The organism is Pelagicoccus mobilis, from assembly GCF_016595505.1.
Classification (GTDB): Bacteria; Verrucomicrobiota; Verrucomicrobiia; order Opitutales; family Opitutaceae; genus Pelagicoccus; species Pelagicoccus mobilis.
This window is the reverse complement of sequence record NZ_JAENIL010000027.1, coordinates 75,324-101,633: the sequence shown is the minus strand read 5'-3', so window position 1 is coordinate 101,633 and position 26,310 is coordinate 75,324. Positions and strand designations below refer to the sequence as shown.

General features: G+C 52.7%; 24 protein-coding genes. 19 read left to right on the top strand and 5 right to left on the bottom strand.

Annotated features, from left to right (window positions below):
• The 5 genes from JIN87_RS28300 to JIN87_RS15275 all read left to right on the top strand — a co-directional run.
• Positions 1–224: hypothetical protein (locus tag JIN87_RS28300; protein ID WP_234033430.1), on the top strand; the 224-nt coding region annotated here is incomplete at its 5' end.
• A 62-nt stretch (positions 225–286) separates the two neighbouring features.
• The gene (locus tag JIN87_RS15290) at positions 287–802 is read left to right on the top strand and encodes a hypothetical protein (RefSeq protein ID WP_200356455.1); all 516 of its coding nucleotides are present in this window, start codon (positions 287–289) and stop codon (positions 800–802) included.
• A 1-nt stretch (position 803) separates the two neighbouring features.
• Positions 804–1,499 (top strand): response regulator, encoded by a 696-nt coding sequence (locus JIN87_RS15285; protein WP_200356454.1) that lies wholly within the window; start codon positions 804–806, stop codon positions 1,497–1,499.
• A 162-nt stretch (positions 1,500–1,661) separates the two neighbouring features.
• Positions 1,662–2,030: a response regulator gene (locus JIN87_RS15280; RefSeq protein ID WP_200356453.1), complete on the top strand. Its 369-nt coding sequence runs from the start codon at positions 1,662–1,664 to the stop codon at positions 2,028–2,030.
• 174 nt (positions 2,031–2,204) lie between these two features.
• On the top strand, positions 2,205–3,962 hold the full coding sequence (locus JIN87_RS15275) for a SpoIIE family protein phosphatase (RefSeq protein WP_200356452.1): 1,758 nt from the start codon (positions 2,205–2,207) through the stop codon (positions 3,960–3,962).
• A 55-nt stretch (positions 3,963–4,017) separates the two neighbouring features.
• On the opposite strand, the gene JIN87_RS15270 is transcribed toward JIN87_RS15275, so the two are convergent.
• From JIN87_RS15270 to JIN87_RS15250, 5 genes are all read right to left on the bottom strand, one after another.
• Positions 4,018–4,407: a hypothetical protein gene (locus JIN87_RS15270; RefSeq protein ID WP_200356451.1), complete on the bottom strand. Its 390-nt coding sequence runs from the start codon at positions 4,405–4,407 to the stop codon at positions 4,018–4,020.
• A gap of 23 nt (positions 4,408–4,430) precedes the next feature.
• The gene (locus JIN87_RS15265) at positions 4,431–5,675 is read right to left on the bottom strand and encodes a tetratricopeptide repeat protein (RefSeq protein ID WP_200356450.1); all 1,245 of its coding nucleotides are present in this window, start codon (positions 5,673–5,675) and stop codon (positions 4,431–4,433) included.
• Positions 5,676–5,677: 2 nt separating this feature from the next.
• The gene (locus tag JIN87_RS15260; protein ID WP_200356449.1) at positions 5,678–6,454 is read right to left on the bottom strand and encodes a hypothetical protein; all 777 of its coding nucleotides are present in this window, start codon (positions 6,452–6,454) and stop codon (positions 5,678–5,680) included.
• A 91-nt stretch (positions 6,455–6,545) separates the two neighbouring features.
• The gene (locus JIN87_RS15255) at positions 6,546–7,121 is read right to left on the bottom strand and encodes a cytidylyltransferase domain-containing protein (protein ID WP_200356448.1); all 576 of its coding nucleotides are present in this window, start codon (positions 7,119–7,121) and stop codon (positions 6,546–6,548) included.
• A gap of 98 nt (positions 7,122–7,219) precedes the next feature.
• Positions 7,220–8,377, bottom strand: coding sequence for a glycosyltransferase family 2 protein (locus JIN87_RS15250; RefSeq protein ID WP_200356447.1), 1,158 nt, complete (start codon positions 8,375–8,377; stop codon positions 7,220–7,222).
• Between the two features lie 160 nt (positions 8,378–8,537).
• On the opposite strand from JIN87_RS15250, the gene JIN87_RS15245 reads away from it, so the two are divergent.
• From JIN87_RS15245 to JIN87_RS15180, 14 genes are read left to right on the top strand one after another with little or no spacing between them, the layout of a single operon-like run.
• Positions 8,538–10,760 (top strand): hypothetical protein, encoded by a 2,223-nt coding sequence (locus JIN87_RS15245; RefSeq protein WP_200356446.1) that lies wholly within the window; start codon positions 8,538–8,540, stop codon positions 10,758–10,760.
• A gap of 28 nt (positions 10,761–10,788) precedes the next feature.
• Positions 10,789–11,169 (top strand): nucleoside-diphosphate sugar epimerase/dehydratase, encoded by a 381-nt coding sequence (locus JIN87_RS15240; RefSeq protein WP_200356445.1) that lies wholly within the window; start codon positions 10,789–10,791, stop codon positions 11,167–11,169.
• Position 11,170: 1 nt separating this feature from the next.
• Positions 11,171–12,331 carry a radical SAM protein gene (locus JIN87_RS15235; RefSeq protein ID WP_200356444.1) on the top strand — a complete coding sequence of 387 codons (1,161 nt, stop codon included), beginning with the start codon at positions 11,171–11,173 and terminating at the stop codon, positions 12,329–12,331.
• 18 nt (positions 12,332–12,349) lie between these two features.
• Positions 12,350–13,534 carry a class I SAM-dependent methyltransferase gene (locus JIN87_RS15230; RefSeq protein WP_200356443.1) on the top strand — a complete coding sequence of 395 codons (1,185 nt, stop codon included), beginning with the start codon at positions 12,350–12,352 and terminating at the stop codon, positions 13,532–13,534.
• 3 nt (positions 13,535–13,537) lie between these two features.
• A complete protein-coding gene (locus JIN87_RS15225; RefSeq protein WP_200356442.1) occupies positions 13,538–14,494 on the top strand; it encodes a glycosyltransferase family 2 protein in 957 nt (318 codons plus the stop codon).
• The gene (locus JIN87_RS15220; protein ID WP_200356441.1) at positions 14,491–15,471 is read left to right on the top strand and encodes a class I SAM-dependent methyltransferase; all 981 of its coding nucleotides are present in this window, start codon (positions 14,491–14,493) and stop codon (positions 15,469–15,471) included. The genes JIN87_RS15225 and JIN87_RS15220 overlap by 4 nt, the downstream gene beginning before the upstream one ends.
• Positions 15,438–17,183, top strand: a complete 1,746-nt coding sequence (locus JIN87_RS15215) for an SDR family NAD(P)-dependent oxidoreductase (protein WP_200356440.1) — start codon at positions 15,438–15,440, stop codon at positions 17,181–17,183. Before JIN87_RS15220 ends, JIN87_RS15215 begins: the two co-directional genes overlap by 34 nt.
• 14 nt (positions 17,184–17,197) lie before the next feature.
• Complete coding sequence (locus tag JIN87_RS15210) at positions 17,198–18,979, top strand: hypothetical protein (RefSeq protein ID WP_200356439.1); 1,782 nt, start codon at positions 17,198–17,200, stop codon at positions 18,977–18,979.
• A 3-nt stretch (positions 18,980–18,982) separates the two neighbouring features.
• Positions 18,983–20,896, top strand: coding sequence for an asparagine synthase (glutamine-hydrolyzing) (gene asnB, locus JIN87_RS15205; RefSeq protein WP_200356438.1), 1,914 nt, complete (start codon positions 18,983–18,985; stop codon positions 20,894–20,896).
• A gap of 1 nt (position 20,897) precedes the next feature.
• Positions 20,898–22,145, top strand: coding sequence for a glycosyltransferase family protein (locus JIN87_RS15200; RefSeq protein WP_200356437.1), 1,248 nt, complete (start codon positions 20,898–20,900; stop codon positions 22,143–22,145).
• Between the two features lie 12 nt (positions 22,146–22,157).
• On the top strand, positions 22,158–23,189 hold the full coding sequence (locus JIN87_RS15195; protein WP_200356436.1) for a glycosyltransferase: 1,032 nt from the start codon (positions 22,158–22,160) through the stop codon (positions 23,187–23,189).
• A gap of 58 nt (positions 23,190–23,247) precedes the next feature.
• Positions 23,248–24,117: a thiamine pyrophosphate-dependent dehydrogenase E1 component subunit alpha gene (locus tag JIN87_RS15190; protein WP_200356435.1), complete on the top strand. Its 870-nt coding sequence runs from the start codon at positions 23,248–23,250 to the stop codon at positions 24,115–24,117.
• A 2-nt stretch (positions 24,118–24,119) separates the two neighbouring features.
• Complete coding sequence (locus JIN87_RS15185; protein ID WP_200356434.1) at positions 24,120–25,133, top strand: alpha-ketoacid dehydrogenase subunit beta; 1,014 nt, start codon at positions 24,120–24,122, stop codon at positions 25,131–25,133.
• Positions 25,127–26,299, top strand: a complete 1,173-nt coding sequence (locus JIN87_RS15180; protein ID WP_200356433.1) for a biotin/lipoyl-containing protein — start codon at positions 25,127–25,129, stop codon at positions 26,297–26,299. Before JIN87_RS15185 ends, JIN87_RS15180 begins: the two co-directional genes overlap by 7 nt.
• Positions 26,300–26,310 lie beyond the last annotated feature (11 nt).

Genomic DNA, 26,310 nt, shown 5'->3' with positions numbered 1-26,310 from the left:
GGCAGCATCTCTCCAGCTTCGGCCCGCGTCAGTCTTTCCCTCTGAATTTTACGCTTTCGGGAAAGCGGTCCGTTTCTTGCCCCTTTGGGCAACAGTCCGTCCGTCGTTGCCGCCCAATACCGGATCAGGTAGCGGCCGATGTCCCCATCGGCCACACCCCTCCTCCAAACGCTAAGCAAAACACCCCAAACAAAAATGGGGTGCCGCTGAGTAGTTTCCGCTAAAGAAGCGCCAGCCACGGTCGATGTTACTCTTCGAGTACTCACCCAACCGACCAACGCCCAACATGCCCGACTACGAGAAGCTGCTCCAAGCAAACCTCCCCGAAGCCCTCGAATCCGCTCTCGAGGAACTCGACCGGGCCTTCGACATCCCCAAGCAACTCCTGCAGGCCAACGTCAGCGCCTTCGAGGAACTCAGCTGCTGCGTCTTCGGCTACTTCGCCCGCGACGACATCTTCTATCTCAACAAAAAAGGCCGCGAGCTGCTCCGCATGCGACTCCCCTCGCTCGACGAGCACCGCAATTCAGGTCCCCCCATCTTCTGGCTGGAAGACGACGCAAACCTAGCCGCCGCCGACCAATTCGTGGCCAACCGCCAAAAGCCCATTCTCGAAACGCGAGAACTGATCACCCTCGCTTGGGGCAAGACCTGGCTCCACGGCTCCAAATTTCCCGTCCGCAACGTCCAAGGCCAAACCATAGCCCTCTTCTTTGCCGGACACGAACTCCCCCCTTCACGACAAATCAAGCTCGTGGCCGACCACTACCAACAAAACCAACACCAGATCGGAGACAACTAAGATGAAAAAGAACGTACTACTCGTAGAAGACGATCCCGCGCTCCGTATGGTCATGCGCGAAGTCCTAAAGGACGAATTCGACGTCGACGAAGCGGACAATGGCGACGACGGCATCAACAAAGGCCTATCCGAATCCAACGACCTCATCATTCTCGACTACCACCTCCCCAAGAAAGACGGCCTCCAGGTCATCGAAGCAGTTAAGGCCGCCCACCCGAACGTCCCCGTCATCGTCCTCACCGGCTACTTGAATCCACAGTCCGAAGCCCAATTCAACGAGCTCGGAGCCAGCAAAATTTTCCCCAAGCCCTTCAACTACCGCAACCTGCTCGAAGTCGTACGCACGCTCACCCTCAGCCAGCAGCCGGTAGACGAGCCCCAAACCGCTACCGTAAAGCCCCAGGCCGAAGAACCCTTCGTCCAACCCAAACTCTCCCCCACCGAGAGCGATATGCTCGCGGACTCCATGGCTGCAGTCGCCGCCATCGCCGAAAAGGTCGAATTCCTCTCTAGCATTACCGAGAAATACTGGATCGAGCCCTCCGACATCTCCACCATCCGGGAGACCGCCCGCTGCATGGAAACCGAGATCCAGAAATTCTACGGCAAGATGAACAACACGCTTTTCGACGCCGGCAGCTTCTCCTCGCCCCTAATCACCAAGATCAAGAAGCCCTGCCTGTCAGGAAACAACTAGCCACCTGTAACAAAGCGGCTAATTGCAGGAAAACCCCAAAGATTTCACCTCAGAATCTCCTATCCCAGTCGATCTATAGGAAACTCACCCTCTCTCAACTAAGCTCCTTACGCAGAGATCCAATCCACTCAACCCACCCAAACCGCTACACAGCTCAGGAACATGAAAATTCTAATCGTAGACGACGATCCCGCAATCCGACTCCTGCTCTTCACCGTTTTCGGCGAAGAACATGACGTCTCGGTACTTTGCGACGGACACAACGCAGTTTCAGTCCTCTCCGATCCCAACCACCAGTTCGACGTGGTTCTCCTCGACCTCAAGATGCCACGCCTCTCCGGAGAAATGGTGCTCGAGTTCCTCGCAGGCTGGCAGAACATCAAGACCAAGTTCATCATCATTTCCGGCTTCCACGACGAAGCTCGCCACTTCAAATACCCCAACCTCGTCGCCACCCTGGCAAAGCCATTCAACATCAAGGAGCTCGTCCGTATCGTGGAAACATGTCACGATAGCGTGCCGACCACCTAGGCTTCCAGACAGGTTAAAAACAAGTTTTCGTATCAGCGACTCGGATACTTCCGAGTCGCTTTTTTTGTGTTCATATGCAAGAGCTTAGACGAGCTTCTCAAGGAGGATACCTAAACTCCGCATTTGCCAAGCGAGCCAAGTGGGGTATCTTCCCCTCAGTTTTACCAATCCCTGATGAACCCAACCGACTCGATTCTCGAAGAAGCGCTCGCTCAAGCGGGCATCAGCTCCCCCTTGCCCAGCGAAGGCGGTGAGATCACTTTGACGCAAGACGAGATCGATACGCTCCTCGAAAAAGCCTACAACCAAGGCCTCAAAGACGGCAAAAAAAGCGTCTTCCACGAAGAGCACGACATGGGCGCCCAGCTGTTCCAGCAGCTCATGGAATCGCTGCCAGACCACGTCTATTTCAAGGATCTGCAAAGCCGCTTCATCTGCGTCAACAAAGCCATGGCGGAATACCACGGCGTAGGCGAACCCTCCGCCATCATCGGCAAATCCGACTTCGACTTCTTCGCCCCCGAGTCCGCCCTCGCCAAGTTCGAGGACGAGCAAGAAATCATCCGCACCGGCCAAGGCTGGAGCTTCAAGGAAGAACTCTCCGTCCACGAGGGAAAACAGGAACGCTGGGTCATCTCCTCGAAACTCCCGCTCTACGACACATCCGGAAACATCTGCGGCACCTTCGGGCTCTCCAGAGACATCACCAAACAGAAACAAGCCGAGCGCGACGTATTTCGCCACCGCCGCTTACTCCAGACCATCGTGCAAATCCTCCCTTGCCGACTCTTCATTCGAGATCGCGAAGGACGCTACATGCTGGTCAATCAGGAATACCGCAAAGTCATCGGCATCCCCCCACATCTCGACATCACCGGCAAGCTCCTCACGGAGATCATCGACGACCCACGGGCCGACCGCGTATTGGCAGAGGACCTACAAGTCATCGAAACCGGAGAACCCATCAGCAACAAGCTGGAGTACGACAAGAGCATCCTAGCCGGCAACCGCTGGGTCCTCACCTCGAAAGTACCACTCCGCAACGAGCAAAACCAGATCGAAGGCATCGTCGGCATGTCGCTCGACATCACCGAGCAAAAACGCGCCGAAGAGCTTGCCCGCAAGGCCAAGGAAGCGCTCGAAGTCAAGAACGAGCAATACGAAGAGGAACTCCTCGTCGCTCGCCAGCTCCAAGAGCAGCTCATGTCCATGGGCTTCAACGAAAGCCGCCTGTATCTGAAAAACGGCGACAAATGGAATTTCCGAGCCTGCTATCTCTACAAGCCCAGCCACCACCTAGCAGGGGACTTCTTCTACATCATTCCCGTCGACGAAAACCGCATCGGGATCCTCGTTTGCGATGTCATGGGTCACGGCGTGAAGGCCGCCCTCGTCACCATGCTTATCCGTGGTCTGATGGCCGAGATCCCCAATATCCTCGCCCACCCGTCTCGGGTTCTGCAGCACCTCAACGAAACCATTCTCTCCCTAGCCGAAGACGAAGAGTTCCCACGCTTCGTCACCGCAGCCTACCTGATCGTCGACCTCGGCAAAGGCCAAGCCGTCATCGCAAACGCCGGCCACCCCGCCCCCATCCTCAAAACCGGAGACAAGGATTTCCAGGAATGCCCGTGCGACATCGTCGGCCCCGCCCTCGGGCTGCTGCCGGGAGAGCCATTCGGCGACACCACCTTCTACCTCGATTCCGAAACCGACATCTTCCTCTTCACCGACGGCATCATCGAGCAACACACCCCGGAAGGAGAAGAGTTTGGCAAGCAAGGCCTCGTCGAAGCGCTCGGCAACGCCAACAGCCGCAGCATCCGCGAGCAACTAAAGCAAGTAAAGGGATCCCTCGACAACGCCCTCAACGGCACCCCATCGACCGACGACATCTGCGTCATCGCACTCAAGCTCTCCCCCAACGCCTAACGTAGCGCGGCGCTTCAGCCCGCGACCCCATGCAGGAGCCAAAAGCTGCCCCTCTCTACTTCGCGAACCGCCCGTAAGCCCGAGCCACCTGTCCAGGAGCCACCTTCGCGTACGCTTCCTTCATCTTAGGCGGCAACGAGTTCTTCAGCAGCAAGCGTTCGTTTTCCCGATCGACCATCATCAGCTTCATGATCTTGTCGCGGCATTCCTTCACCAAAGGCTCCATGCCACGCGGGATCGGCTCGCCAGACTCGTTGATCTGACGCAGCAACTCCAAGCCCTTGTCCAAAACCGTCACGAACGACTTCTTACGCTCCAAAAATTCCTCCGAAGGAAGAGCTCCGGTCGTACGCATCATTTGCCCTTCTTCGATGAAGAGCTCATGCAGGTCTGAACAAAGACGAACATGCTCGCGAAGAATCGCTTCAGTCTTGGCTGGGTCCATAATCTTGAATCGGGGAACGTGGTCTACTGAGCCTTCAACAATTGAAGACGCGCCACAAGATCATCCTCCCAATTCAAGTGTTCAAGCCTCCATTGCGCCATTTGACGAAGTGAACGCATTCCCTCTCCCAAACTCGCCACATCGATAGGCCCGTCTTCAGGATTCAAAATCTCCTGGTAGGCCAGCTTCGCCTTCTCCGGCAAACCAAGACGCTCGAAACAAAGACCGATCTGATGAATCGCCGGCCAACGCCAGGACGGGCTCGCGCTGTAGCGAGCCAAAGACTGGTAAATCTTCAACGCACTGCGGAAGTCGCCGTTTTCATAAAACTCGTTCGCAAGCTCATTTCCCGTACGCTGCTTCCAGTAGTCAGCATCCTCCGCGTAGCCGGTCAACGGATTCGACTGGGCTTGCAGGATGTTCACCACCTCACGCAACGCTTCCGGCTTGCGGTTCAGCTTTTCGTAAGACTTCGCCAAAAGGTAGCGCAGCTCCGGATTGTGCGGACTTTCTGGATACTCGTCCAAAAACAACTTCAGCTGCGAAACCGCCTGCTGGTAGTTAGATAGCTCATACAAGAGATAGCACATCCGGTAGTGTACTCGCAGTCGCTCAACCGGCTTCAACTCCAGCCGGAACAAGGCCTGATACAAGCGGTACGACTCCTGATATTCCTCACGCTCCTTATGCGTCTCCGCGATTGCAAGCTGCGCGTTACGCGAGACTTGCTTGTACTTTTCCAACTGATCGAAAGAAACGTGGAGCGAAGAGTTCAACACCTTGTAGTAACGCGAAATCGCGAGTTCCTGAGCTCCCATTTTGCGGTAAATGTTCCCAAGCTCCAAGTAGGCTTCCGGCAAGCGTCGGCTCTCCGGAAATTCCGTGGCCAGACGCTCGTAAATCGCCGCCGACTTCGGAAACATCCCCGCGGCCGCGTAAAGCTCGCCCATCTTGTTGAGAACGACTTCCTTCTCAGGCACATCCGTCGGGACTCCCAGAGCTGCCGCAAAATAACGCTCCGCGAATTCAAAATCGCCCCCACTCCACTCGTTAACCGCTGCATCGTAGTAACGCATCACCTGCTCTGAAGCCAACTCCGGGTCGAGCTCCTTCTTCGGCTGCACGATCACGATACGATCCGCGAAAGGATCTTCCACCTCCTCCGTCACCTCTTCTTCCCCTTCCGCAGGAGCAGGAGCGCCAGCGCCCAAAACCGCAGTCACGAGAAACGCTGGAAACAGCATCAGTCTGATCAAAAAACTCTTCATCGCTATTCTTTCCTCAAAGTCGCTTTGCTATTGATAGTCGTGTTCTGGCTAGGCGTAGCCGGCGAGAACGGCACCAAGGCGCCCGCCTTGCCGGAGGCCGTTTCCGTCTCGAAAAATATAAGCACCTCCTCAGGTCTCAAAACCGTAGTCCGCTGCTCCTCCAGCTGGAAATGCTCGACCTGCTCCTCCTGCTTGTGGCGACGCGTGTCGATCGTGCCAGAGACCACCGTATGCGGCTCCATCTCGATCACGATCTCCGACAACAGAGACGCGTCATTCATCGCATCCTCCGGAAGGGCTTCCTCGATCAGATAAGGCACGTATTCGCTAGAAACGAAATTGAACTCCGGCAACGCTGGCGATGGAGGCCGCGAGTGCACAGGATCCAGGTCCGAGAAACGCAATGCAGGCGAAACCCCAACCGCGAGGTAACCATCCAAGCGAGTCGGCCCCTTTTTCTTTTTCTTCCCACCGATCAACATCAGCTTCCCTCGACGCTTCACCGTACGAGCTTCCTCCACCTCGACCACAGGCTCCTCCACCTCGACCGTCGCCTGGCTAGCGTCCGCCGCGAAAGATTCCTCTACATAAGACTGCTCCTGGGTGATCTCGGTCTGAGGCGCGTTCGAGCCATTTACCCCACCTTCATCCTTAACCTCCCAACCACGCGTCCGAGCTCGCACCTTGCCGTGCTCCAAGGATGCCGCCCAGGAAGACCCCGCTACAAAAAACGCGAGGATGCAAAAAGCGAAAATTCGGAATGGAGATTTCTTGTTCATTTGGCTCAGACGATCGGGTCAAAATTTCAGGGCTTCAGCCCTCTCGTATATATCGGTAGTTTCCACCTGTTTCTTGAGTAGTTGAACTCATCTAAAATCCTTCCGGAAGACCCTCTGGCTTAAGGCCTTGCGAAGTTCGGTAGGTTTCCAGCAAATCCGATTCAGTGTGAATATCCAACGGCCCCGCCCGCTCGTCCTCAAAAACGCTGCGAAACGCGGACGGAATGTTCTGCGGATCCTCGTAGTTCGCGAGCCGCTCCGCTGACTGCGCCCACACCGCATACGGATTCGAAAGCGCCTCGCCATCACGCGACGCCAACTCAACCGCACGGTCGATCACCGCTGGATCGCACATCGGGAAATTGATATTGAAATTCACATGCACATCGCACGGGTGATTCTCCACGATATGCTGAAAAACCGGGACCGACGGCACCTTATCCCCCGCCAATTCCTCCGGGCGCCGCAACACCGTCGCCCCGAAATCGAGAGCCACTCTCGCAATCAGCTCGCTCTCCGTCGACACCACGATCTCGTCCACCGACTTCGCCCGCCGCAAAATCTCCACGCCCAAGCCCACAAGCGGTTTGCCCGCAAACGGAAGCAGGTTCTTGTAAGTGAGCCTCTTGCTACCCAAACGGGCAATGATTGATCCAACAACGTGCATATCAGTAAATCTCGAAACGAGAGTACTTTAGATCATAGCAAGGAGCATACCAACAAACTAAACATTCCTTGCTAGCACTTATCTACCAACAACTTAAATCAGTATCCCGATCTTGACTCAAATCTCCGCAACGGATGCGTGGTAATATTTGCCGCCACCTCCGCATTCTCCAGATTTCGCCGGGCGTCGAGGTAGCCGGGCATCAATTGGAGCGCTTTTTCGAAGCAATCCACAGCCTCATTCCGCTTTCCAAGCTTCGCTCGAACCACGCCCAAATTATTGAGGGCGTCAGGACTCTCCTCCAGCTCAACACATCGCTCAAGCAACGCCTCGGCTTCACCCTTTCCGTTCAAGAGAGCAACCGATCCCCGAATAAAACACGACAACCAATCGAAGCCCACCCTCCACGGGAGCAAAAGCTCCTCCGACTCCTTCGCGCTCTCCCCAAACGCTTCACGGGCATACAAATCCGCCTGTGGCCAGTCTCCACGAAAAAGGGCGTTCGAACACAAACACCAAGCCAACAAGCCAGCCTCAACACCCTTCCCCTTCAAGAAAGCCTCCAACTCAAGAAACGAGTGCTTCGAGAAAGCTCTCGCCAAAAACCGTCGCTGGTGAGTCAGGTCACGCGAGAGGCTCGTTTCGTAAGCAAACTGACGGTATCCCACCTCAGAGAGGAGCTCCCACTTCGCCCCCAACCTCAGAGCCCTCAAAATGAAATCCGTATCCTCGCAGGCGTTTTGCTCAGGGTCATAGCCCACCTTGCGAGCAAACTCGACCCGAGCAGCCGGCCACGCAGGACCAGGCAGATAATTACGCTCGAAACTCCGGTAAAGCCCCATTCCCTCCCACAGAAACGAGGGAATCTGTAAATTCTTTATAAACTTACCACTCGCACCATCACATAACTCCGCTGAATCAAACACCAGATCTGCCCCTTTTTCCAAACGAGCAAGCATCCTATCCAGACGACCAGCAAGCAACTCGTCATCCGCATCCAGCCACATCAAATAGGGCGTATCCACACTTTCAAGACCAGCCTGCCTCGCGTTGCCCAAACCAATTTTCTCCCTCGGAGTAACGACTTCCAACAAATCCCCTCCCCTAGACTTCGCTAGCCGAACCGTATCGTCATCAGAATAGTCATCCACCAAAAGGATCTTGGCGTCCCCCGTCTCGCAAACCGAATTCACCGCCCTCTCAATGGTCTGCTCAGCGTTGCGAGCCGCAATAACGACAGTAATCAGATAGTTCATACCAATAGCCTTCAGGAAATTAAGGTGCATCAGACACCCCGCAAACAGCAAGCATCAAGCAAACTCGAAGCCAAATCGCTTGCATAGAGCAATCATTCAGTAATGCTCTCAGCCCTCTAACCAACGCTCACAGGATGATCTACTCGCAGGTAAGCAGTCTATGACTCAACCGATCCCCCCAAGTACTCAAACGCCTTTCGACACTTCAACCGCCCAAGGTATTCAATCCCTCCTCACGCACCTTGAATCTCAAGAGCCTCTGTGGCAGAGACACGCTACGGCCATCGCTAATAAGGCTAACAGCGACAATATCGCCTCGGTCGCGATCCTGCCGCCAAATCAAGTGTCCGTTTCCGACTGGGACTGCCCCGACCTAATACTCGGTCGCCTGACCCCAGAAGAGCTGATCGAGCAAAACCCTGACTTCCCAGAACAACTCCTTGCCAGATATCATTTTCTCCCCCCATTCCACCCGCAGCTCGAACGGCTCACTCATCAATCAGGCCACCCCTCAAGACCCGTTCTAGTTCAAGAACGGACAAAGAGTACAGCAAACGCATCCAAGGACCTGATACAAGTCTCCGCCGAGAGTTCGAATGCGTTCGAGTGCCTTGAGACAAGCCAAGATACTCCATTCGAACCGCAAGCACTGTCGAATGCCGAATACGTCGTCTCGTTCTGCAAGGACAACACGACCAACTCCCTGATCTACTCTAGCTGCCTAGTACTAGGGATCCCCATGTTCCTGTACACAGATGGCTCAAACTCCTTAAAGCGATTCACGTTCAAGAACGAAACAGTGATCGACTGCCCTCGCTTGCTCGTCAAAGGCAAAGCTCGACTCAAAGACATACTCGCTCCCCTAATCTCATGGAACAGAAAAGGGAAGAATGCCATAGAGCGCCAACCACTCGAAACAGTCTTTCACCCTTCCGATTCGTATTTATCCAACAAATACAGCGACCAATGGTCTTCATCTGAGTTTTCAGCCAAGACCCTCCAAGTGCTCCAACGCCCTCTCGAACACCTTCGTAAGAAAACACAACTACGAGCCGCCAAACCCTCGCTGCAACTCATAGAGCACATCCTCCAAGGGAGTGCCAACATCGAGAGCCAATGGCAGATCTCCGATTATACCCTAAAGGATTTGGCACAAAGCTTCTGGAACCTAGAAGCAAACGAGATCTGGGCCCATACCTTCAGCCGTATCCTAGCGATCAAGCCGAAACTCCTCCAGAGCTTTATCGGTCTCGCCAGAGCGAACCCGAGACTGACAGTGGTAAACGAAGCGTGGGAAAACGCGTTTCTGACCCACCTAAACTCAATATGCCAGGATCCTAGCTTTAAGCCGTCTCTTCTCGAAGTTTTCTCGCCGTCCAAGATTTCCAGCCTTCAAGCTCCCGAGCTCATTCATCGCTACCACCAGAACCCCGAGCTCCAACTCGAAGGCGAATTAAAGAAGATCTACGACACTTACTCCGACACCTTCGATCTCGCCTCCAAGCTAGCGCATCACATCGCCCACCTCAGTCCGACTAAAACCGGACTCGAAGACTTCTACGCCTTAGACGCAAAATACAAACGCCTCAGCCCTCAGTACTACCCACGATATATCGCGCTCTACGCGAAGAAAGGCGATTGGACCGCGGCGATCAAGCGAGCGGATGAATACCGCGAAAGCTGCGAGCAACCATCAGACCTGCTTGACTCATTTCTCGCCGCTTATCTCGCGCCTAGCAGCGAAGGGCAATCCCTCGTCCACCAAGGGATAGAGGCTGCTCAGCAAGTCCTAACGGTAGACCTCATCCAATTTATGGATACCGTCTGCAAGAACAAGCTGGCGACCATGAATGACCATCAATGCTTCGCCCGTTGCCTCTGCTTCCTTGGCGAGTTCGACCGAGCAATCGACCAAATCGAGAACGCAATAAAAGCGATTCCCCAATCCTTCATCCCGCACGCGACCTTGTCCGTCTGGCTTTGGCAACTCGGCGAAGAAACGAAGGCGAAGCAACTGCTGGAAAAGGAAACGATCGATCCGCACGCCTCAGACATCCACGCCCTCTGTTCACTCATCCACCTGAATCTACTCTACGGAGATTCCGATCAGGCCATCCAGGCCATAGAAGAACGCGAGGATGATCTGAAATTAATGACCACCACCTATAGCGGTTACGCTTGGAGCCTTCAGCTTCTCTTTTCTTTCTCCAAGCTCGCAGGAAACGAAAGCCTCGCACAGACCTTCCAGCAATTTCTCACCAGAGTCGCCCCAGACCGGATCAACTTCCTACACTCCTTCCAGGACCTACAACCCTTTCCCCACGAAGCGACCCGAGAGCGACTCAACCAAATCGTCGAAGCGCCCCTCAAATACTGGCCCTAATCCTCCACATCCTTCCAAACTCAAGCAAATGTCCTCAAAACCCAGAACCCTTCTATTCGGAGCGTCCATTGGAGGCAAAAACGTATTCAAGAAAATGCGACGCAGCCACGACATCGTCGCCTTTATCGACAATGATCGAAACAAACAAGGAACCTCCTTTCTCGGTAAGCCAATCATCTCACCAAACGACATAAGAAAAGAGAAGTACGACAAAATCATGATCGCCAGCTCCTACCACGAAGAGATCTTCGAGCAGCTCGTCGATCTTGACGCAGATTTGACAAAAATCGAGATCGCCGAGCCGAACCTACTCATCCCCACAACAGTGACTCTCCAGTCTGGGTGCGTAACCTGGTTGCTGATACTCCTCCCCGTTACCGCTCTCGCCTATTGGTTGATCACCAACTAGTATGTTCTCCTTAACCGAATCCGCCCGCATCGCCAAAGGGCTCATCACAAGGCGTAACCCAGTCTACGTTCAGTTCTACGTGACCGCTCGCTGCAACCTAACCTGCCAGCAGTGCAACATCATATACGCCAACTCGGACCTCCCAGAGTGCTCTCTCGACGACATCCAACGAATCGCTGACAACTTTGCCAAACTTGGCGTCGCCATCGTGCTCCTCACAGGTGGCGAACCCTTCGCCCGCAAGGATCTTCCCGAGATCATAAAAGCATTTCGCGACCGTGATATCCACGTCCGCATGCAGACCAACGGGCTCGCTCGAGAAGAAGAAATCCACAGAGCCATCGAATTCGGCGGCAACGACATATCGATCTCCCTCGACTCCCTCGATTCCGGCCAGCAGGACGCCATCAACGGCGGCTTCGACAAATCATGGCATTCGGCCTTACGAGCAGTCAGCCTCTTCACCAAATACCTTCCTCGAGAAGACAGCTTCGCCTCCTTTGGGTGCGTCATGCAAAGGAACAACCTGGAGCACATACCAGACGTCATACGTTTCGGCACCGAAATAGGCTGGTACACTTCCCTCGTCCCGATCCACACCACAAACCAGCACCAAGCGAGAGGCTTCCGGACCTTCGATCAAAACCTAGCATTCATTCCCTCAGAGTTCGACGCAGTCGCCAAACTGCTAAAGCAAGTACACACCATGAGGGAGAACGGCTACCTCCTATACGATAGCGATCAGTATCTCGACGATATCTACAGATTCGTAAGCGGCGAAGCCACCACCTGGAGAAGCAAGAACAACCAAGTCTGCGACAGCCCCTCACTCTATTTCGCCTTGCTGCCCAACGGTGAATTCGCCCCCTGCTGCGACCACCGTCTCCCTGTCCCAATCTACGCCCAATCCAAAAGCTTCCCCCAACACTACAGGAACAGGAGCTTCAAGCGCTCAGTCGTAGACATAGCCAAAAGTTGCGAAGGATGCATGTACGGAAGCTATCCTGAAATCTCAATATCATCTCGCTTCATGGCCGCGCGTATCCAGCGAGCAAAACAGTTCTTCGTCAAAAAGCCCTCAAAGAACTGGCCTTTCAGCTACGACGACTTGACCCAAATCGGTAAGCGCATACGCGAAGAGAACCCACTGCCTTACGCTTAAGAGCCACCCACTAGCTCCATGCCCAAGCCCATCCTTATCCATAGCGCCATCTACCAGCTTCTCCGAACCGCTCGCGATCTGCGCCCAAACAAAGCCAGCAGCAACAACTGGAACGCCTTCCTGAACCAGCTATCATTCAATCCAAACTCCAAGAGCGCTTTGGAAATTGAATACAACGACGAAACCATCGCCTCGCTCGATTTAACCGACAAAAACCTAAAACTCTACAAACGAGGCGACACAGCAGCCAGAGCCCAAGAAACCCAAGCCCTTACCCAGCAAAAGGACAACAACCAGAGATTCTTTCAAGAAGCGGCCCAAACACTCGCGAACTTCTACGAGAAGAACGCCACTGCGATCGAAAACCAAATGGGAACAGGAAAAGACGACGAAGAAAAAAGCCTCCTCGAACGCGAAAGCGATTTCCACGACGCTTGGGCCGCTGACGCCAGCAGCACAAAAATCGACGTTATCAAACAACACCAAGTTTGTACCGCACCAGAAATCAAATACATCCTAGAGCAAGTCGGCGACCTTAAAGGGAAAAACGTTCTAGAGATTGGCTGCGGTCTAGGAGAGACTTCAGTCTACATGGCCCTGCAGGGCGCCAATGTCTACGCGTCCGACCTGTCTCCCGGCATGCTCAAACACGCCGAGAAGCTCGCCGAAGAATACAATGTCAAGATCCACACTCTCTGCGGAGACGCCGGACAATTAGCGCAGCTCACCGACACTCGCTTCGACTTCGTCTATGCAGCCAACATCCTGCACCACGCCGACATCATCGCCGTAATCGAACAAGTGAAACAGCTTATGAAGCCAGGGGCAGTATTCGCATCCTGGGACCCAGTCGCCTACAATCCAGCCATCAACGCCTACAGAAAGATGGCGATGGAGGTGAGAACCGAAGACGAACACCCGCTCACCCGATCCGACATAAACTGGGTCAAGTCTCGATTCGAGCATTCAAACAGTCGCTACTACTGGCTCTCAACCTTATCGATTTTCCTGCTATTTTATTTCTGGAAACGCAAAGATCCAAACAAGGAGAGATACTGGAAAGTCGTGCTGGAAGAAAGCGAACAGTGGGCGCCAATCTACAAGCCATTAAAGCGACTGGATGACGTACTGCTAAAGCTGATACCTCCTCTAAGACTACTCTGCTGGAACGTCGTTCTAGTCTGCAGAAACCCTATCGATTAAGCCGTGGCAAACCCAACGCCAGATATATCGGTCATAGTACCCGTTTACAACGAACTCGAGAACATCCCCGAGTTACTGAAACGTATTCACCAGACTTTCCAAAACGCCGAGCTCAGCTACGAGTTGATCCTCGTCGACGACGGAAGCACCGATGGTTCCCGCGAATCCTACCCAGAGTTCATCGCTCCTTACCCACAGGCAACCGTCGTTCTCCTGTCGCGAAACTTTGGCCAGCAACCCGCGATATCAGCAGGGATAAACCGCGCCCGCGGAAAAACAGCCTGCTTCATCGATGCCGACTTACAAGATCCGCCTGAAGTGATTCCCGACATGCTCAAAGAGCTGGCGGCAGGATACGACGTGATCTACGGCAAACGCACCCAGAGAGACGGAGAAACCTTCTTCAAGAAAGCAACCTCGAAACTCTTCTACAAGTCACTCAGCTGGCTCGCATCAACCGAAATCCCGAGAGACGCAGGTGATTTCCGTGTGATGAACCGGAAAGCTCTCGACGCGCTCAAGGCCCTCCCAGAAAGGCGACGCTTCCTGCGGGGCATGATCAGTTGGATAGGCTTCAAACAAAAAGCGTTTGAATACGAAAGACATTCACGATTCGCAGGAGAGACCCACTACACTCTCACCAAGATGATCCAGTTTGCCGCCATAGGGATCACCTCTTTCTCTACCGCCCCCCTTCGCTTTGTCACCTACTCGGGACTGCTGATACTCTCCCTCTCCCTTATCGCCTCTATCGTTGTCATAGCAGTCAAATTCACGAATCCAGACTACTTCCTGCCGGGCTTCACACCAATCATCCTTCTCCTCATGTTCTTCGGCGGGTTTCAGACTTTCTGCATGGGGCTGGTCGGAGAATACGTTGGCCGCGTCTACGACGAAGCGAAGGGCCGCCCCCTCTACATCGTTTCTCAAATCCTCCAGAGTCACGACCCTGACGAATGAGCGTAGCAGAAAGCACAAGCTGTCCCGTTTGCCACTCGAGCAAATCACACCAATGGAAGCCTCATGACCAGGAGGTTTTCACCGCATCCAAACGTTCGATACAGATTTGCGAATCATGCGGCAACGCTTACTCCGCCCCGCTCCCGAGTTACGACGAACCCGGTCTATCCAAAGACGACCTATCTTCATCAAGCTCGTTCGAGCAAAGATTGCTAGATTCATTCCTAGAAGACAGAATCAAAACAATAAAGCGAAATCGAGCCAAGCCACCAGAGTCAGAATCACTCCTAGACATCGGGGCAGGTTCAGGCGCCTTCGCAAGAAAGGCAGCCCAACACGGATACGAAGTCACGGCCATCGAACCAGAGCTCCTAACCAAGAACAACACAGCCCACGCTGAATCACTCAACCTTTCGTGGATACATTCCTACTTCGACGAGGAGGCGGTTGCGAAACTGCAGTCCAAGAACCAAAGCTTCGATTGCATAACACTTTGGCACGTGCTGGAACACTTCCCCGATCCATCAAGCGCCATCGAACAAGCGCGGAGGTTGCTTTCCCCAAACGGGAACATAATCGTTTGCGTCCCAAGATTCGGCAGCAAGCAAGCGGAGTTTGGAGGCTACGGTTGGACCTACCTGGACCGAGACCACCACTTCACACAGTTTAGCGACAAAGGCCTCAAGCAGCTAATAGCAAACAAAGGGCTAAAAATCGACAAAGAGATATCGTATTCAAAAGAATACGACATATTCGGCTGGTTCCAAACTTGGCTTAATAAAAAATCCAGAAGCGAAAACCTCCTCTATCTCAGCAAAAAGAAAAATATCCCGACCGAGCAAATCGACCCAAGAGCAGCGAAGACATTCCTGATTCGAAACTCTTGGATAGCGCTATTCCCCGCCGCATGGCATGTCATAACGTCATGGGTTCGCAGGGATCCATGCTGCATCTACTGGATACTCAAAAAGGCATGAACGCAGTGGTAACTGGGGCATCCGGCTTCATCGGCAAGCATCTCGTCGAGCACCTTTCCGAAGACCCCTCCATACAACTTAAGCTAATCGTAAGGGACTCAAGCAAGCAGCTGCCCGCCAGAAATACGACAAAGGCAATTCTATGGACGAACCAGAATGAGTGCGAATCCGCCATCCAAGAAGCGGACTACATTTTCCACATAGCCGGAAATCCAAATTTCAATGACAAAAACGCTTCCGCTCAGCAGGAAGCAAATATCGACCTTACTCGCAGACTACTAAGCTTCATCCCGTCAAACACAGGCCTAAAGCGTTTCATATACCTCAGCACAACGGCCGCCATGGATCGCCCCAAGTCATGGGACAACAATTCGCCGATCCAAGAGGACGATATTCCGTATCCCCGAACTCAATACGGAAAGAGCAAACGAGAAGCCGAAATACAGATCGAAAAAAGCGGACTACCTTACACAATCATCCGAGTAGGACCTGTCTTCGGTCCCGGGATGAGAAACAATAGCCACCTCGCCGTATTAAGTAAAATAGCCCAGAAAAACGGGCTCCTCAGCAAACTGAATTTCCCAGGACTGTTCTCGCTCATTCACGTCAAAGACGTTGCGAGAGCGCTCTCGTTTCTGGCGTCGAACCCTAAAGCAGAAAACCAAACTTTCCACCTGAGCCATCCCGAGTCACATACGCTCGGCCGATTGCTAGCCGAGCTGAGAACCTTGCACGGCAACTCCCCAACCCAATGGAATTTCCCGCAACACTTAGCCAAAGGGATTTCATTTCTAAAGAAGTTCCTCCCTCCTTCGCTATCTAACCTCCTTTTCAACTACTACTGGGTCCAACCCAAAAAAGTCGAGAAACTAGGTTTCACATTCGATATCCATCCTCTCGAGGAGCTTCCACGTTTCGTTCGCGAGCAGAGAGACACACAACCATCGCACTCGAAAGAGACCATCGTCATAACCGGAGGTGCATCAGGAATCGGCCTAGCGCTTTCACGAAGCCTTTTTGCTCTCGGATACCACGTCGCCATAATCGACAAGAACGAGTCTTCGCTGAAGGATGCAAAGCGCAGTCTCGACGCACTAACCATTCAAGCAGACCTCACCAAAACCGAAGAAATCGAACGGGCATTCAGCGATCTGTCTTCATTACAGAGCGAGGTAGTTGGCCTGATCAACAATGCAGGTGTCGGCTACCGTGGAGCGTTTCGCACCAGCTCCCTCGAAAAAGCGGATCTCGTAACCGACCTCAACATTAAGGCACCATTGAGAATCTGCCACCACGCTCTAAACGGGTTTCCCAAACTAGAGAGCATTATCAACGTTTGCTCCTCCTCCGCATTCCAACCCCTCCCGTTCATAGCGCCATACGCCGCCAGCAAAGCCTTCTTACTCTCCTTCTCACTAGCCCTAAAAGAAGAGTGCGACAGAGACAATAACTCGAAATGCAAAGTCATCACCGTCTGTCCTAGCGGAACGAATACGAACTTCCAAGAAACAGCCGGAGTCAAAAAGACAAGCAATCAGGGATTGCTTACTCCCGAGGAAACAGCGGCCCAGATAATAAGAAAAGGATTCCTCCAAAAGAAGCCACTCGTACTCATCGGCTCATCCTGCAAAGGAATGAATTTGATAGCCCGCATCCTCCCTCACACCAAACAGGCAAAACTCTGGGGCAAGCTAATGCAGTCGCTACGATAAGCCCACAACACAAAATGCTTCCACTTATAACGGTAATCCTTTTAGCAACTGTCGCCGCAGCCCTGAGCGCAATCTACCTCTGGAGTTGCGACCGCGGATTGGACCTTACAGACGACGCCGCTACCTACATGTGCATGGAGCATCCGAAAGAAGTCGCTTGTCTCCCATTCACCGACTTCGCATGGACTTGGCCTCTATACCGAGTACTTGGCGGAAGCATACAACTACTACGCATGTGCACGCTCGCATGCACGGCCATCTCAGCTGTGGCTTTTTGCTGGGGATTCATCGCCTTTCTAGAAACGTACTACCCTAATATTCTAGAGCTGAAATACAGCTCCGCCATCCTGTACCTTTTCCTCTATATCGGAGGACTTCTTTCATTTGGATTCAGCTTCGGGACACTTCAATACAACCACTTGAGCTCCTATGTCATTCTAACAGCAGGAGGTCTCCTGCTCTACTCGATGCACTCGAGCGAGCTATCCCAAGCTCAGCAATTTTGGCTGTTTGCCGCAATGGGATTTATCGTTGGCACACAGCCGTTCTTCAAAGCGAGCTCGTTCTTTCTGTTCACCCCCCTCATACTGATCGTCTGCACGCTCCATGACCTCCACAACCTGACTTTGCTAGCGACAAAAATGGGGGGATTCATTCTCGGAGGACTGGCGGCATCAGCACTCGCTTTTTCGCTCCTCATTTCGCCCAAGCAATTTCGCAGTATCGTAAAGCATCAGCTATACACTGCTCGTTTGTTCAAGTGGGATGGATCCGTATTTGGCCGGCACTACAAAGAAATGCGAGACTTCCTGCAAAACAGCATTCTGGATTTCGCACCGGTTCATGCGCTGCTCGTTGTCGCTCCTCTGCTCACCTTAACAGGAATAGCGCAAGCCGAACAAACTCGCACCCTATTTCTCATCATCTACCTGCTAGCGTGGGCCGCCTTCCTCTATATCATTTTCAAGAAAAAGTACCACATTTCTGGAGACGCCTACAATCTCCACACAATGAAAATGTACTTCGGCCTCATCGCCTGGACCGCCGCCTTTATCATATATACTTGGACAGCACAAAACGCGACCCCGTCCCTAGTGTTCCCTGACTCGACCTCGTTCTACACTTCCATTCTTGTCATGATCGCAATCCCAGTGGTCGGCGCATTTGGAACAGGCAACTACATCTATCTCAATTTCATCTACCAAGGACCCGCTTGGTTCGCTCTCATCGCCATCCAGTCCTTCCTCGTATCCACATTGTGGAACGTTTCGTGGGTATTCGAATGCAGCATTCTTCTTCTCACCTGCATTGCTACCGCCCAAGTGTTCACCGGAAACATCATTTTCCCGTATCGCAACCCATCATTGCACAAGCAGAACACGAAGGTACGAATCAACAACTGCACTCTGAAACTCGACCAAGAAACCGCAACATTCATCGAAGAATCTAGAGAGATTTACAAACGCGCCGATCGTCCATGGGGTAGCGACATCATAGCGCTTTTTGACTTACCAGGCATGGTCTACGCCCTTGGCGGTGTCTCCCCTGGCCACGAATGGTACTTCAGAAAAGGCTTTGAAACCAAGGCGATGCTGGACGCCAACTACTACCATTTGAGCAATGTACCCAAAGAACGAAGGCAGAGTGCCTGCATCCTGCAACATGGCGACGTCAGTTTCTTCGAATCCTACATGGACAAACTTGGCATTAATCTGAGCCGGTACGAGAGCATCGGAGAGACAACCAATCCAGCCACCGGATTCCCTGTCATATTCTGGATCCCCAAAGAACGATAAAGTATGTGCGGAATCGCAGGCATCTGGAACAACAACCAAGCAGTCGACCCCTTCGAACTCGACCTCTTCACCGACTCCTTGATTCATAGAGGGCCCGACGCTCGCGGAACCTTCATAGACAAAGATCTTGGACTGGGACACCGAAGACTCTCGATCTTAGATCTCGCAGAAAGCGCAAACGGCCCGCTTCAATACAGAACGCCAGATGGACGCGTTTTCCACATCACCTACAACGGTGAGATCTACAACTTCGTGGAGCTTCGCCAAGAGCTCGAAACGTTTGGATACTCGTTCTCGACCCATTGCGACACCGAAGTAGCGGTAGCCGCTTACGCTCATTGGGGCGAGGACTGCCAAAGGCGATTCAACGGCATGTGGGCCTTCGCAGTATGGGATCCCGTGCAAAGAAGCCTTTTCCTATCTCGAGATCGTTTTGGAATAAAACCGCTCTATTACTATGCTTCCAACGAACGATTTGCATTCGCATCAGAGCTGAAGGCCTTCCTTCACCTCAAGGGATTTGATCTGGAATTCAACGAGAAGATCCTAGCCAGATCGCTGGCGAATATGTTCCTAGCCGAACCGGACGAACCAACCTACTTGAGTCGGGTAAACCGCTGCCTGCCCGGGCACTGCATCAAATTAGGAGACGACCGAGCCCCCGTCATCACTCGTTGGTGGAACACCGCCCAAGAGGTAAAGGAACTCGAAGGGAAGGACGAAGGCAGCACATTCTCCGACCTCTTCTTTGACGCTTGTCGCATTCGAATGAGAAGCGACGTTCCCCTTGCGACAGCCCTCAGCGGCGGGCTTGATTCCAGTAGCGTCGCAGCTGGACTCGCTCATGTAAGCGCTCAAGCAAACACACAAAACGACTACCGAGCTCAAGACTGGCGGCATGCGTTCGTGGCAAGCTTCCCCAATGCCCCCACAGACGAAACCAAATTCGCGGCCGCGGTAGCTGAACACCTCGGTATCCAACTGACAAAACGCGTCATGTCCGGAGACGAACTGGTCGAGAACCTCTCCGACTTCTTTTATACCTTCGAGGAAGTCTACGATTTGCCCATCGTCGGCTGGCTTGTTTACCGCGAAATTTCTAAGGCTGGCTTCAAGATCTCCATGGATGGCCACGGCGGCGACGAGCTCCTGGGAGGATACCACCACCACCCAATCATCGCGTTGATAGATGCGGCCTTCCCCAAAGTTAACCTGAACAGGATCAGAAGCCTACGCCAGACCTACTACGACGCCCAAATCAACGGCGAGCGGCCTGGTCTGCCACCCCTACGCCACCTGGTCAAAAAGCGTCATCCGGACGCAGTCTTCATATCCAAACACAATTGGCTAGAAGTCGAACCATCGGAACTCTTCGCCTCTAAGCTGTATTCAGATCTAGATACACTATCTGAAAGCGATTTCCTAACACAAAGACTCTACTCGGACTTCCACTACACAATCCTACCCACCATATTGAGAAACTTTGATCGACTTTCCATGGCCCACGGCATCGAGATCAGAACCCCTCTCATGGACTGGCGACTCGTCGTCAAAGCCTTCTCAACTCCTGGTTCCGAAAAGATCGCAGACGGATACACAAAACTACCACTCCGAAAAACAGCGAACGGGCTCTTACCTGATTCGATCACCTGGCGAACCTCAAAAATAGGATTAAACTCCCCAATCGAACATTGGCTAAAAGGAGACTTCAGCCAGTTTTTCGACGACACGATAAACGCGAGCGAATTCAAGTCCTCCAACATTTGGAATTCAAAAACCATCAAGTCCACCTGGAAGCAATACCTCTCAGACCGTAATCCTGGCAGCCTTCCAGACCTGATACGTTTCGTTCACACGCACCATCTAATCCAGGTGTTCACCGCAAAATGGAGAGAAGTACAAGCAAAGTACCGCTAAGATGGGCAGCAAATTAAAGATCCTCAGAGTTTACGATTTTGCGTATCCGAGAATTTTTCCTTACCTAATCAAGGAGGACCCTTCCTTCCTGAAACTTGGATACGAGGAACAAAAGGCCTTCTACCTAAAAAAGAAGTTCTTCGTCACAAACGCGTTCGAAAACGGAATGCGAGCAAGAGGGTACGAAGCCACAGAGCTGATGTACTACGTCCCTCCCCTCCACAAGGCATGGCTCAGAGAGCGCAATCGGAGATTCCGCAAAGACCTTTGGCAAATCGAAGCAGCTCTCGGCCAAATCCAGGAGTTCAAACCGGATATCGTATACTTCCAAAACTTCGGCCACATACCGCGCTACGTTCGCACAAAGCTCAAAGAAGCCGTTCCATCCATTCGCTTAATGCTGGTCCATCTTGGGTTCCCCACGCCGCCGGAAGATCTCAAAAACATCGATCACGTATTTACGACGACACCACTTCTTTCAGAAGAATTACGCAAAGAAGGCCACTCCGCCTCCGTTCTCTATCATGCGATGGACGAGACCCTTCTCGAAGAGTCGGAAAGCAGCATACCTGAGTATTCAAAACGCAACCACAATACAACCTTCATAGGTTCGTCTGGATACGGCTACCCCTTCCACTTCGAACGTTACTGGTTCCTGCACGATCTCCTCAGCAAGTCACCCATCCACGCCTGGCTAGATGAAGGTATTCAAAAAAGAGCGACACTCCAACAGTTCATAGAAAAACCTGCCACCACACTCGCTAAGGAAATCGCCTACCAAACCCCCATCCTACTGCCTCAACTTCGAAACAAGGCCGTCAGAAAACGAATAGGCCTAGATCAACAGACTCCCTACGTCTTGTCTTCTCTCTTCCCGAAAAAAACCAGCAAGCCCGCATACGGACACGATTTCTACGATTTGCTCAAAGAATCCAAAGTATCGCTAAACATCCATACCGAATCAGCGAAAGGCCAAGTCGGAAACCTAAGGCTGTTTCAAGCCACTGGTATGGGTTCCTGCCTGTTAACAGACCACGGCCCAAACCTCTCTGACCTGTTCGAAATCGACAAAGAGGTCGTGTCGTTCAGCAACACAGAAGAATGTATCGAGAAAATTGAATACCTGCAGAACAATCCGAAAACAGCGAAGGAAATAGCCGAGGCAGGGCACCGCAGAACGGTTCGCGACCACACGATCTCGCACCGTTGCGACCTGGTTCACGAAAAGATCCAGGAACTCTTAAACTGAGACAGCCTTAAGATGGAGTTTACGATTTGCTTATCCACATATAATCGGGCGGGCCTCCTTGGAGGCGCGATCGAGAGCGCCTTGCGACAGACCCTTCCCGCAACAGAAATCTTGATCGTCGATGACGGATCCGAAGACGAAACGGAAAAGGTCGTTTCCCAGTTCACCTCTCCATCAATCAGATACATAAAAAAAGAGCACTCCGGCGTTTCAGAAACGCGTAACCGCGGAGTAAGGGAAGCAAAAGGGGACTATATCGTAGCTCTTGCTGACGACGACGAACTTCCCGAGCATTGCCTGAAGAGCCACATGGAGAATTTCCTCAGGACCCCAGGCTTAATGTTCTCTTACGGCGACCACATCCTAATCGACGAAGAAGGCAAACAAACCGGAATCCAACGATTCGAGGATTGGACGCCCGAACGCTTGATAGGCCAGCTTGCTCTAGAAAACCCGCTCCCTGACGCAGGCTGTTGTCTAAAGAAAGAAGCATATCAAAAAATCGGATACTACGATGTAACGCTACCGAGAGCCGTAGACTACGACCTTTGGGCGAGGTTCGCGATTAAAGGTCTCAAAGCAGCGCACATGGGCAATACTTGCAGTCGCTACCGTGTTCACGACAACAGCCTAACCGGAGCTTCCCCTCGCAGAACTACAGACCGAGCAATACGACAAAAGGTTATCGACTCAACAAAAACTGAAGAACTCTTCCCTGAATTCGATTTTGAGAGACTTCGTACAATCAGCAAAAAACGCCCACTCTGGCTTTGGGGAGCGTCCGACCTAGGGCTCGCCCATCTCTCCATTTTCCAAAAGGCAGGACTCGAAATTTCAGGGTTCGTAGATAGCGACCCCAAAAAACACGGCCAGACCTTGGCAGAAAAACCGATCCGGTCTCCAGACTGTACGTTGACGGAACCCAAACCTTTCCTAGTTATATCCTCATGTGCCCAAACACCAATCGCTGCCGCATTAAAGAAACGTTCATACCGAGAGCACGATGACTGGGCGATCCTGAGAAAACTAACCTACGCGACTTGAGCTCGAACAAAACAGAAACGCAGACTCCATCTTAAACGAGAATCAAACGAGCAACCGCATGACCGGAGAATCCGAAGTATTTTTTGCCAAAGCCCTCCTCATCCGCAGCTTCGAAAAGGAATTGCTTCGACGCTACGGACTCGGCCAATTCAAGGGCACGGTGCACACATGCATAGGGCAAGAAGCCTGCGCCGTCGGCGTTATGGCAGGAATCGACTTAAGTAAGGATGTCGTCTTTTCCGCGCATCGGGCACACGGGCACATGATCGCCTACGGATGCCCTCTCGACAAGCTAGCCGCTGAGGTCATGGGCAAGCCAAGCGGGCTTTGCTCAGGCGCAGGCGGAACTCAACACTTGCATTGGAAAAACTTCTACACAAACGGTATCCAAGGAGGTATGGCACCCTCCGCCCTCGGGGCAGCCCTAGCTGAAAAGCTGAACAACTCGGGAGCCATCGTAACCATTTTCATTGGAGACGGAACAATGGGGCAAGGAACCGTCTACGAGGCATTCAATATCTCATCCACTCTCCGCCTCCCCATCCTATTCGTTCTGGAGAACAACCATATCGCTCAGACCACTCCAACAAACGAAACTCACGCAAGCAGCTTTTGCCAACGGGCCGCAGGATTCGGGATCGACAGCCGGAGTATAGATGGCAACGCCCCAGAAACGGTCGCCCAAACAGTCGGAGAACTAGCCAAGCAAATAAGAATCAGCAATCAACCAGCGTTCCTCGAACTTGATACAACTCGACTCGGTCCTCACTCAAAAGGAGACGACACGCGTTCAAGGCAAGAGCTTGAAGAGATCGCCAAAAGAGATCCGATTCCGAGACTGGAGAAGCTCCTACCCGAGGACCAAGTCTCCCAAATACAAGAATCAGTTCGAACACAAATCGAATCAGCGTTCGAGCAACTCAACTAAAGATGTCACGCCCACCCACCTACTTAGAGGGACTCCAAAGAGCTCTCCATAGTCACTTCGAGAATGAGCCAAAAGCGGTCATCCTCGGGGAAGACATCGTAGATCCTTACGGAGGAGCGTTCAAAGTCACCAAAGGTCTCTCCAGCTCCTTTCCCGATCGCGTATTCAGTATGCCAATATGCGAAAGCTCAATCACAGGGATGGGCATAGGCCTCGCTCTGCGAGGATTTAAACCTGTTGTTGAGCTCATGTTTGGAGACTTCTCAACCCTAGCCGCCGACCAACTGGTCAATCATGCCGCCAAATTCCCGGCCATGTACGGACAAGGCGTATCACTGCCGCTAGTGGTTCGCACGCCAATGGGAGGAGGTCGTGGATACGGCCCCACGCACAGCCAGAGTCTTGAGAAAATGTTTCTCGGAATACCAAACCTTTCAGTCGTGTCCCCCTCTCTCGCGCACGATACCGAAAAGGTCCTTACCAACGCGCTCAATCGAGAAGAGCCAACCCTCTTCATTGAAAGCAAAACACTGTATCCACTTCCGATCTACAAAGGTAACAAAGAAGTCAGCATCGAGAGCCTCGCCCACAAAGACGGGTACCCTATCGCCATCGCTAGAAACTACTCTCCGGACCAAAAGCCCGACCTATTGATCATCGCTTACGGAGGAGCGAGCCTGCCTGTTCTAGAAACGCTTGAGCACTACAAAGAGGAAGAAATCCATTGTATCGCCGCCTTTCCAGCAAACCTATCAAGCCCGCCACTTGAGGAACTGGCGACGCTAGGTGCCCTTGCTCGACGCATCGTTATCGCAGACGAGGGACACGAGACTTTTTCTTGGTACTCAGAATTGTCCCACTCGCTTCAGCAAATACTCTTTGGCCAACTTGAAGCGCCCATCCAGCACGCCTCCGCAACATGCGAGCTGATTCCATCAAACTTTGAACAAGAGACCGAGGTCATTCTGTCGAAAGCCAAAATCGAAGCCGCCGCAACCAAAGCTCTAGAATGGTAGTACGCACAATCACAAATATCCCCCAAGCAAATGCCAACGACCAGAGCGCGATCATAACCTCCTGGCAGCATTCAACCGGCTCTAAAGTCAACAAAGGGGAAGTCGTGTGCACCCTTGAAAACACAAAATCCGTTTTCGACGTATACGCAGAAGAGGAAGGATACCTGTATCCGCTACATAACGACGGAGAATCGCTTCCAGTCGGAGCTGCTCTCTACGTAATATCGTCCGACAAAGACGACACCGAAAAAGCCGTACGCGACTGGGTGAATGCGTCAGCAAACACATCGAGCTCAACAGGAGCGCCCCCCACAAAGAAAGCGATAATCCTCGCAAAACGCCACAACATAGATCTCAGCCTCGTTCCTAGCGGCGGGGCGCGAGTAAGCGAAAAAGACGTCCAAGCCTACCTCGCTAAACAATCGTCGCCCTCCTCCCGCAAGAAGGCAGCGATCGCAAACCTTCCTCGAGGAGCTGACACAGTGCTCGACTCCTACAAGTCGGACCACAAACAAAACGTGCTAATAATAGGGGCCGGCAACGGAGCCGTGCAAATTCTGGACGCCCTTAGACAAAGCGACACCCAACAGGCGGTAGGCCTCCTCGACGACGACCCAGACCTATCCGACAAGACCGTAATGGGACTTCCAATACTCGGCGGCTGCGACTCTCAAACCTTAGCTAGCCTTTGGGAGAAGAAGTCTTTTGACGCCGCCATCGTCTCCATCAGTACCAACAACGCTTTTCGAAAACTCATTTGCGAACGCCTGAAAGAAGCGGGGATACCACTCGCCAACGTAATTCACCCGCGTGCCTACATCGGGATGAACGCAAAACTGGGATCGGGAAACGTTATCCTCGCCTTTTGCCAAATCGCGGCCTGCGCCGAAATAGGAGACGACAACTTCCTCTCTGCTTACGTCAGCATCGAACACCACAGCAAACTGGGAAACCACAACAGCTTCGGTCCAGGCGTCCTCACATCCAGCTCCGTTCAAATTGCAGACCAATGCAAATTCGGGACTGGAGTATTCATAGAACCATGGATTTCGATCGGCAGCAAATCCGTGATCGCTTCAGGCTGTACCATAACCCAAGACGTATCCGAAAACACCATCGTCAAATCTACAAACGCCCCCAGCAGCAAACCGCTGCCGAAACAGTAGACTCCTTACGA

Bases quoted from the DNA above. Each gene is read 5' to 3' on its own strand.
- JIN87_RS15280 (WP_200356453.1), top strand. From the start codon at position 1,662: ATGAAAATTCTAATCGTAGACGACGATCCCGCAATCCGACTCCTGCTC.
- JIN87_RS15210 (WP_200356439.1), top strand. From the start codon at position 17,198: ATGCTTCCACTTATAACGGTAATCCTTTTAGCAACTGTCGCCGCAGCC.
- JIN87_RS15215 (WP_200356440.1), top strand. From the start codon at position 15,438: ATGCTGCATCTACTGGATACTCAAAAAGGCATGAACGCAGTGGTAACT.
- JIN87_RS15235 (WP_200356444.1), top strand. From the start codon at position 11,171: ATGTTCTCCTTAACCGAATCCGCCCGCATCGCCAAAGGGCTCATCACA.
- JIN87_RS15275 (WP_200356452.1), top strand. From the start codon at position 2,205: ATGAACCCAACCGACTCGATTCTCGAAGAAGCGCTCGCTCAAGCGGGC.
- JIN87_RS15190 (WP_200356435.1), top strand. From the start codon at position 23,248: ATGACCGGAGAATCCGAAGTATTTTTTGCCAAAGCCCTCCTCATCCGC.
- JIN87_RS15195 (WP_200356436.1), top strand. From the start codon at position 22,158: ATGGAGTTTACGATTTGCTTATCCACATATAATCGGGCGGGCCTCCTT.
- JIN87_RS15245 (WP_200356446.1), top strand. From the start codon at position 8,538: ATGACTCAACCGATCCCCCCAAGTACTCAAACGCCTTTCGACACTTCA.
- JIN87_RS15255 (WP_200356448.1), bottom strand. From the start codon at position 7,121: ATGCACGTTGTTGGATCAATCATTGCCCGTTTGGGTAGCAAGAGGCTC.
- asnB (WP_200356438.1), top strand. From the start codon at position 18,983: ATGTGCGGAATCGCAGGCATCTGGAACAACAACCAAGCAGTCGACCCC.
- JIN87_RS15240 (WP_200356445.1), top strand. From the start codon at position 10,789: ATGTCCTCAAAACCCAGAACCCTTCTATTCGGAGCGTCCATTGGAGGC.
- JIN87_RS15265 (WP_200356450.1), bottom strand. From the start codon at position 5,675: ATGAAGAGTTTTTTGATCAGACTGATGCTGTTTCCAGCGTTTCTCGTG.
- JIN87_RS15200 (WP_200356437.1), top strand. From the start codon at position 20,898: ATGGGCAGCAAATTAAAGATCCTCAGAGTTTACGATTTTGCGTATCCG.
- JIN87_RS15250 (WP_200356447.1), bottom strand. From the start codon at position 8,377: ATGAACTATCTGATTACTGTCGTTATTGCGGCTCGCAACGCTGAGCAG.
- JIN87_RS15290 (WP_200356455.1), top strand. From the start codon at position 287: ATGCCCGACTACGAGAAGCTGCTCCAAGCAAACCTCCCCGAAGCCCTC.
- JIN87_RS15185 (WP_200356434.1), top strand. From the start codon at position 24,120: ATGTCACGCCCACCCACCTACTTAGAGGGACTCCAAAGAGCTCTCCAT.
- JIN87_RS15285 (WP_200356454.1), top strand. From the start codon at position 804: ATGAAAAAGAACGTACTACTCGTAGAAGACGATCCCGCGCTCCGTATG.
- JIN87_RS15180 (WP_200356433.1), top strand. From the start codon at position 25,127: ATGGTAGTACGCACAATCACAAATATCCCCCAAGCAAATGCCAACGAC.
- JIN87_RS15260 (WP_200356449.1), bottom strand. From the start codon at position 6,454: ATGAACAAGAAATCTCCATTCCGAATTTTCGCTTTTTGCATCCTCGCG.
- JIN87_RS15230 (WP_200356443.1), top strand. From the start codon at position 12,350: ATGCCCAAGCCCATCCTTATCCATAGCGCCATCTACCAGCTTCTCCGA.
- JIN87_RS15220 (WP_200356441.1), top strand. From the start codon at position 14,491: ATGAGCGTAGCAGAAAGCACAAGCTGTCCCGTTTGCCACTCGAGCAAA.
- JIN87_RS15270 (WP_200356451.1), bottom strand. From the start codon at position 4,407: ATGGACCCAGCCAAGACTGAAGCGATTCTTCGCGAGCATGTTCGTCTT.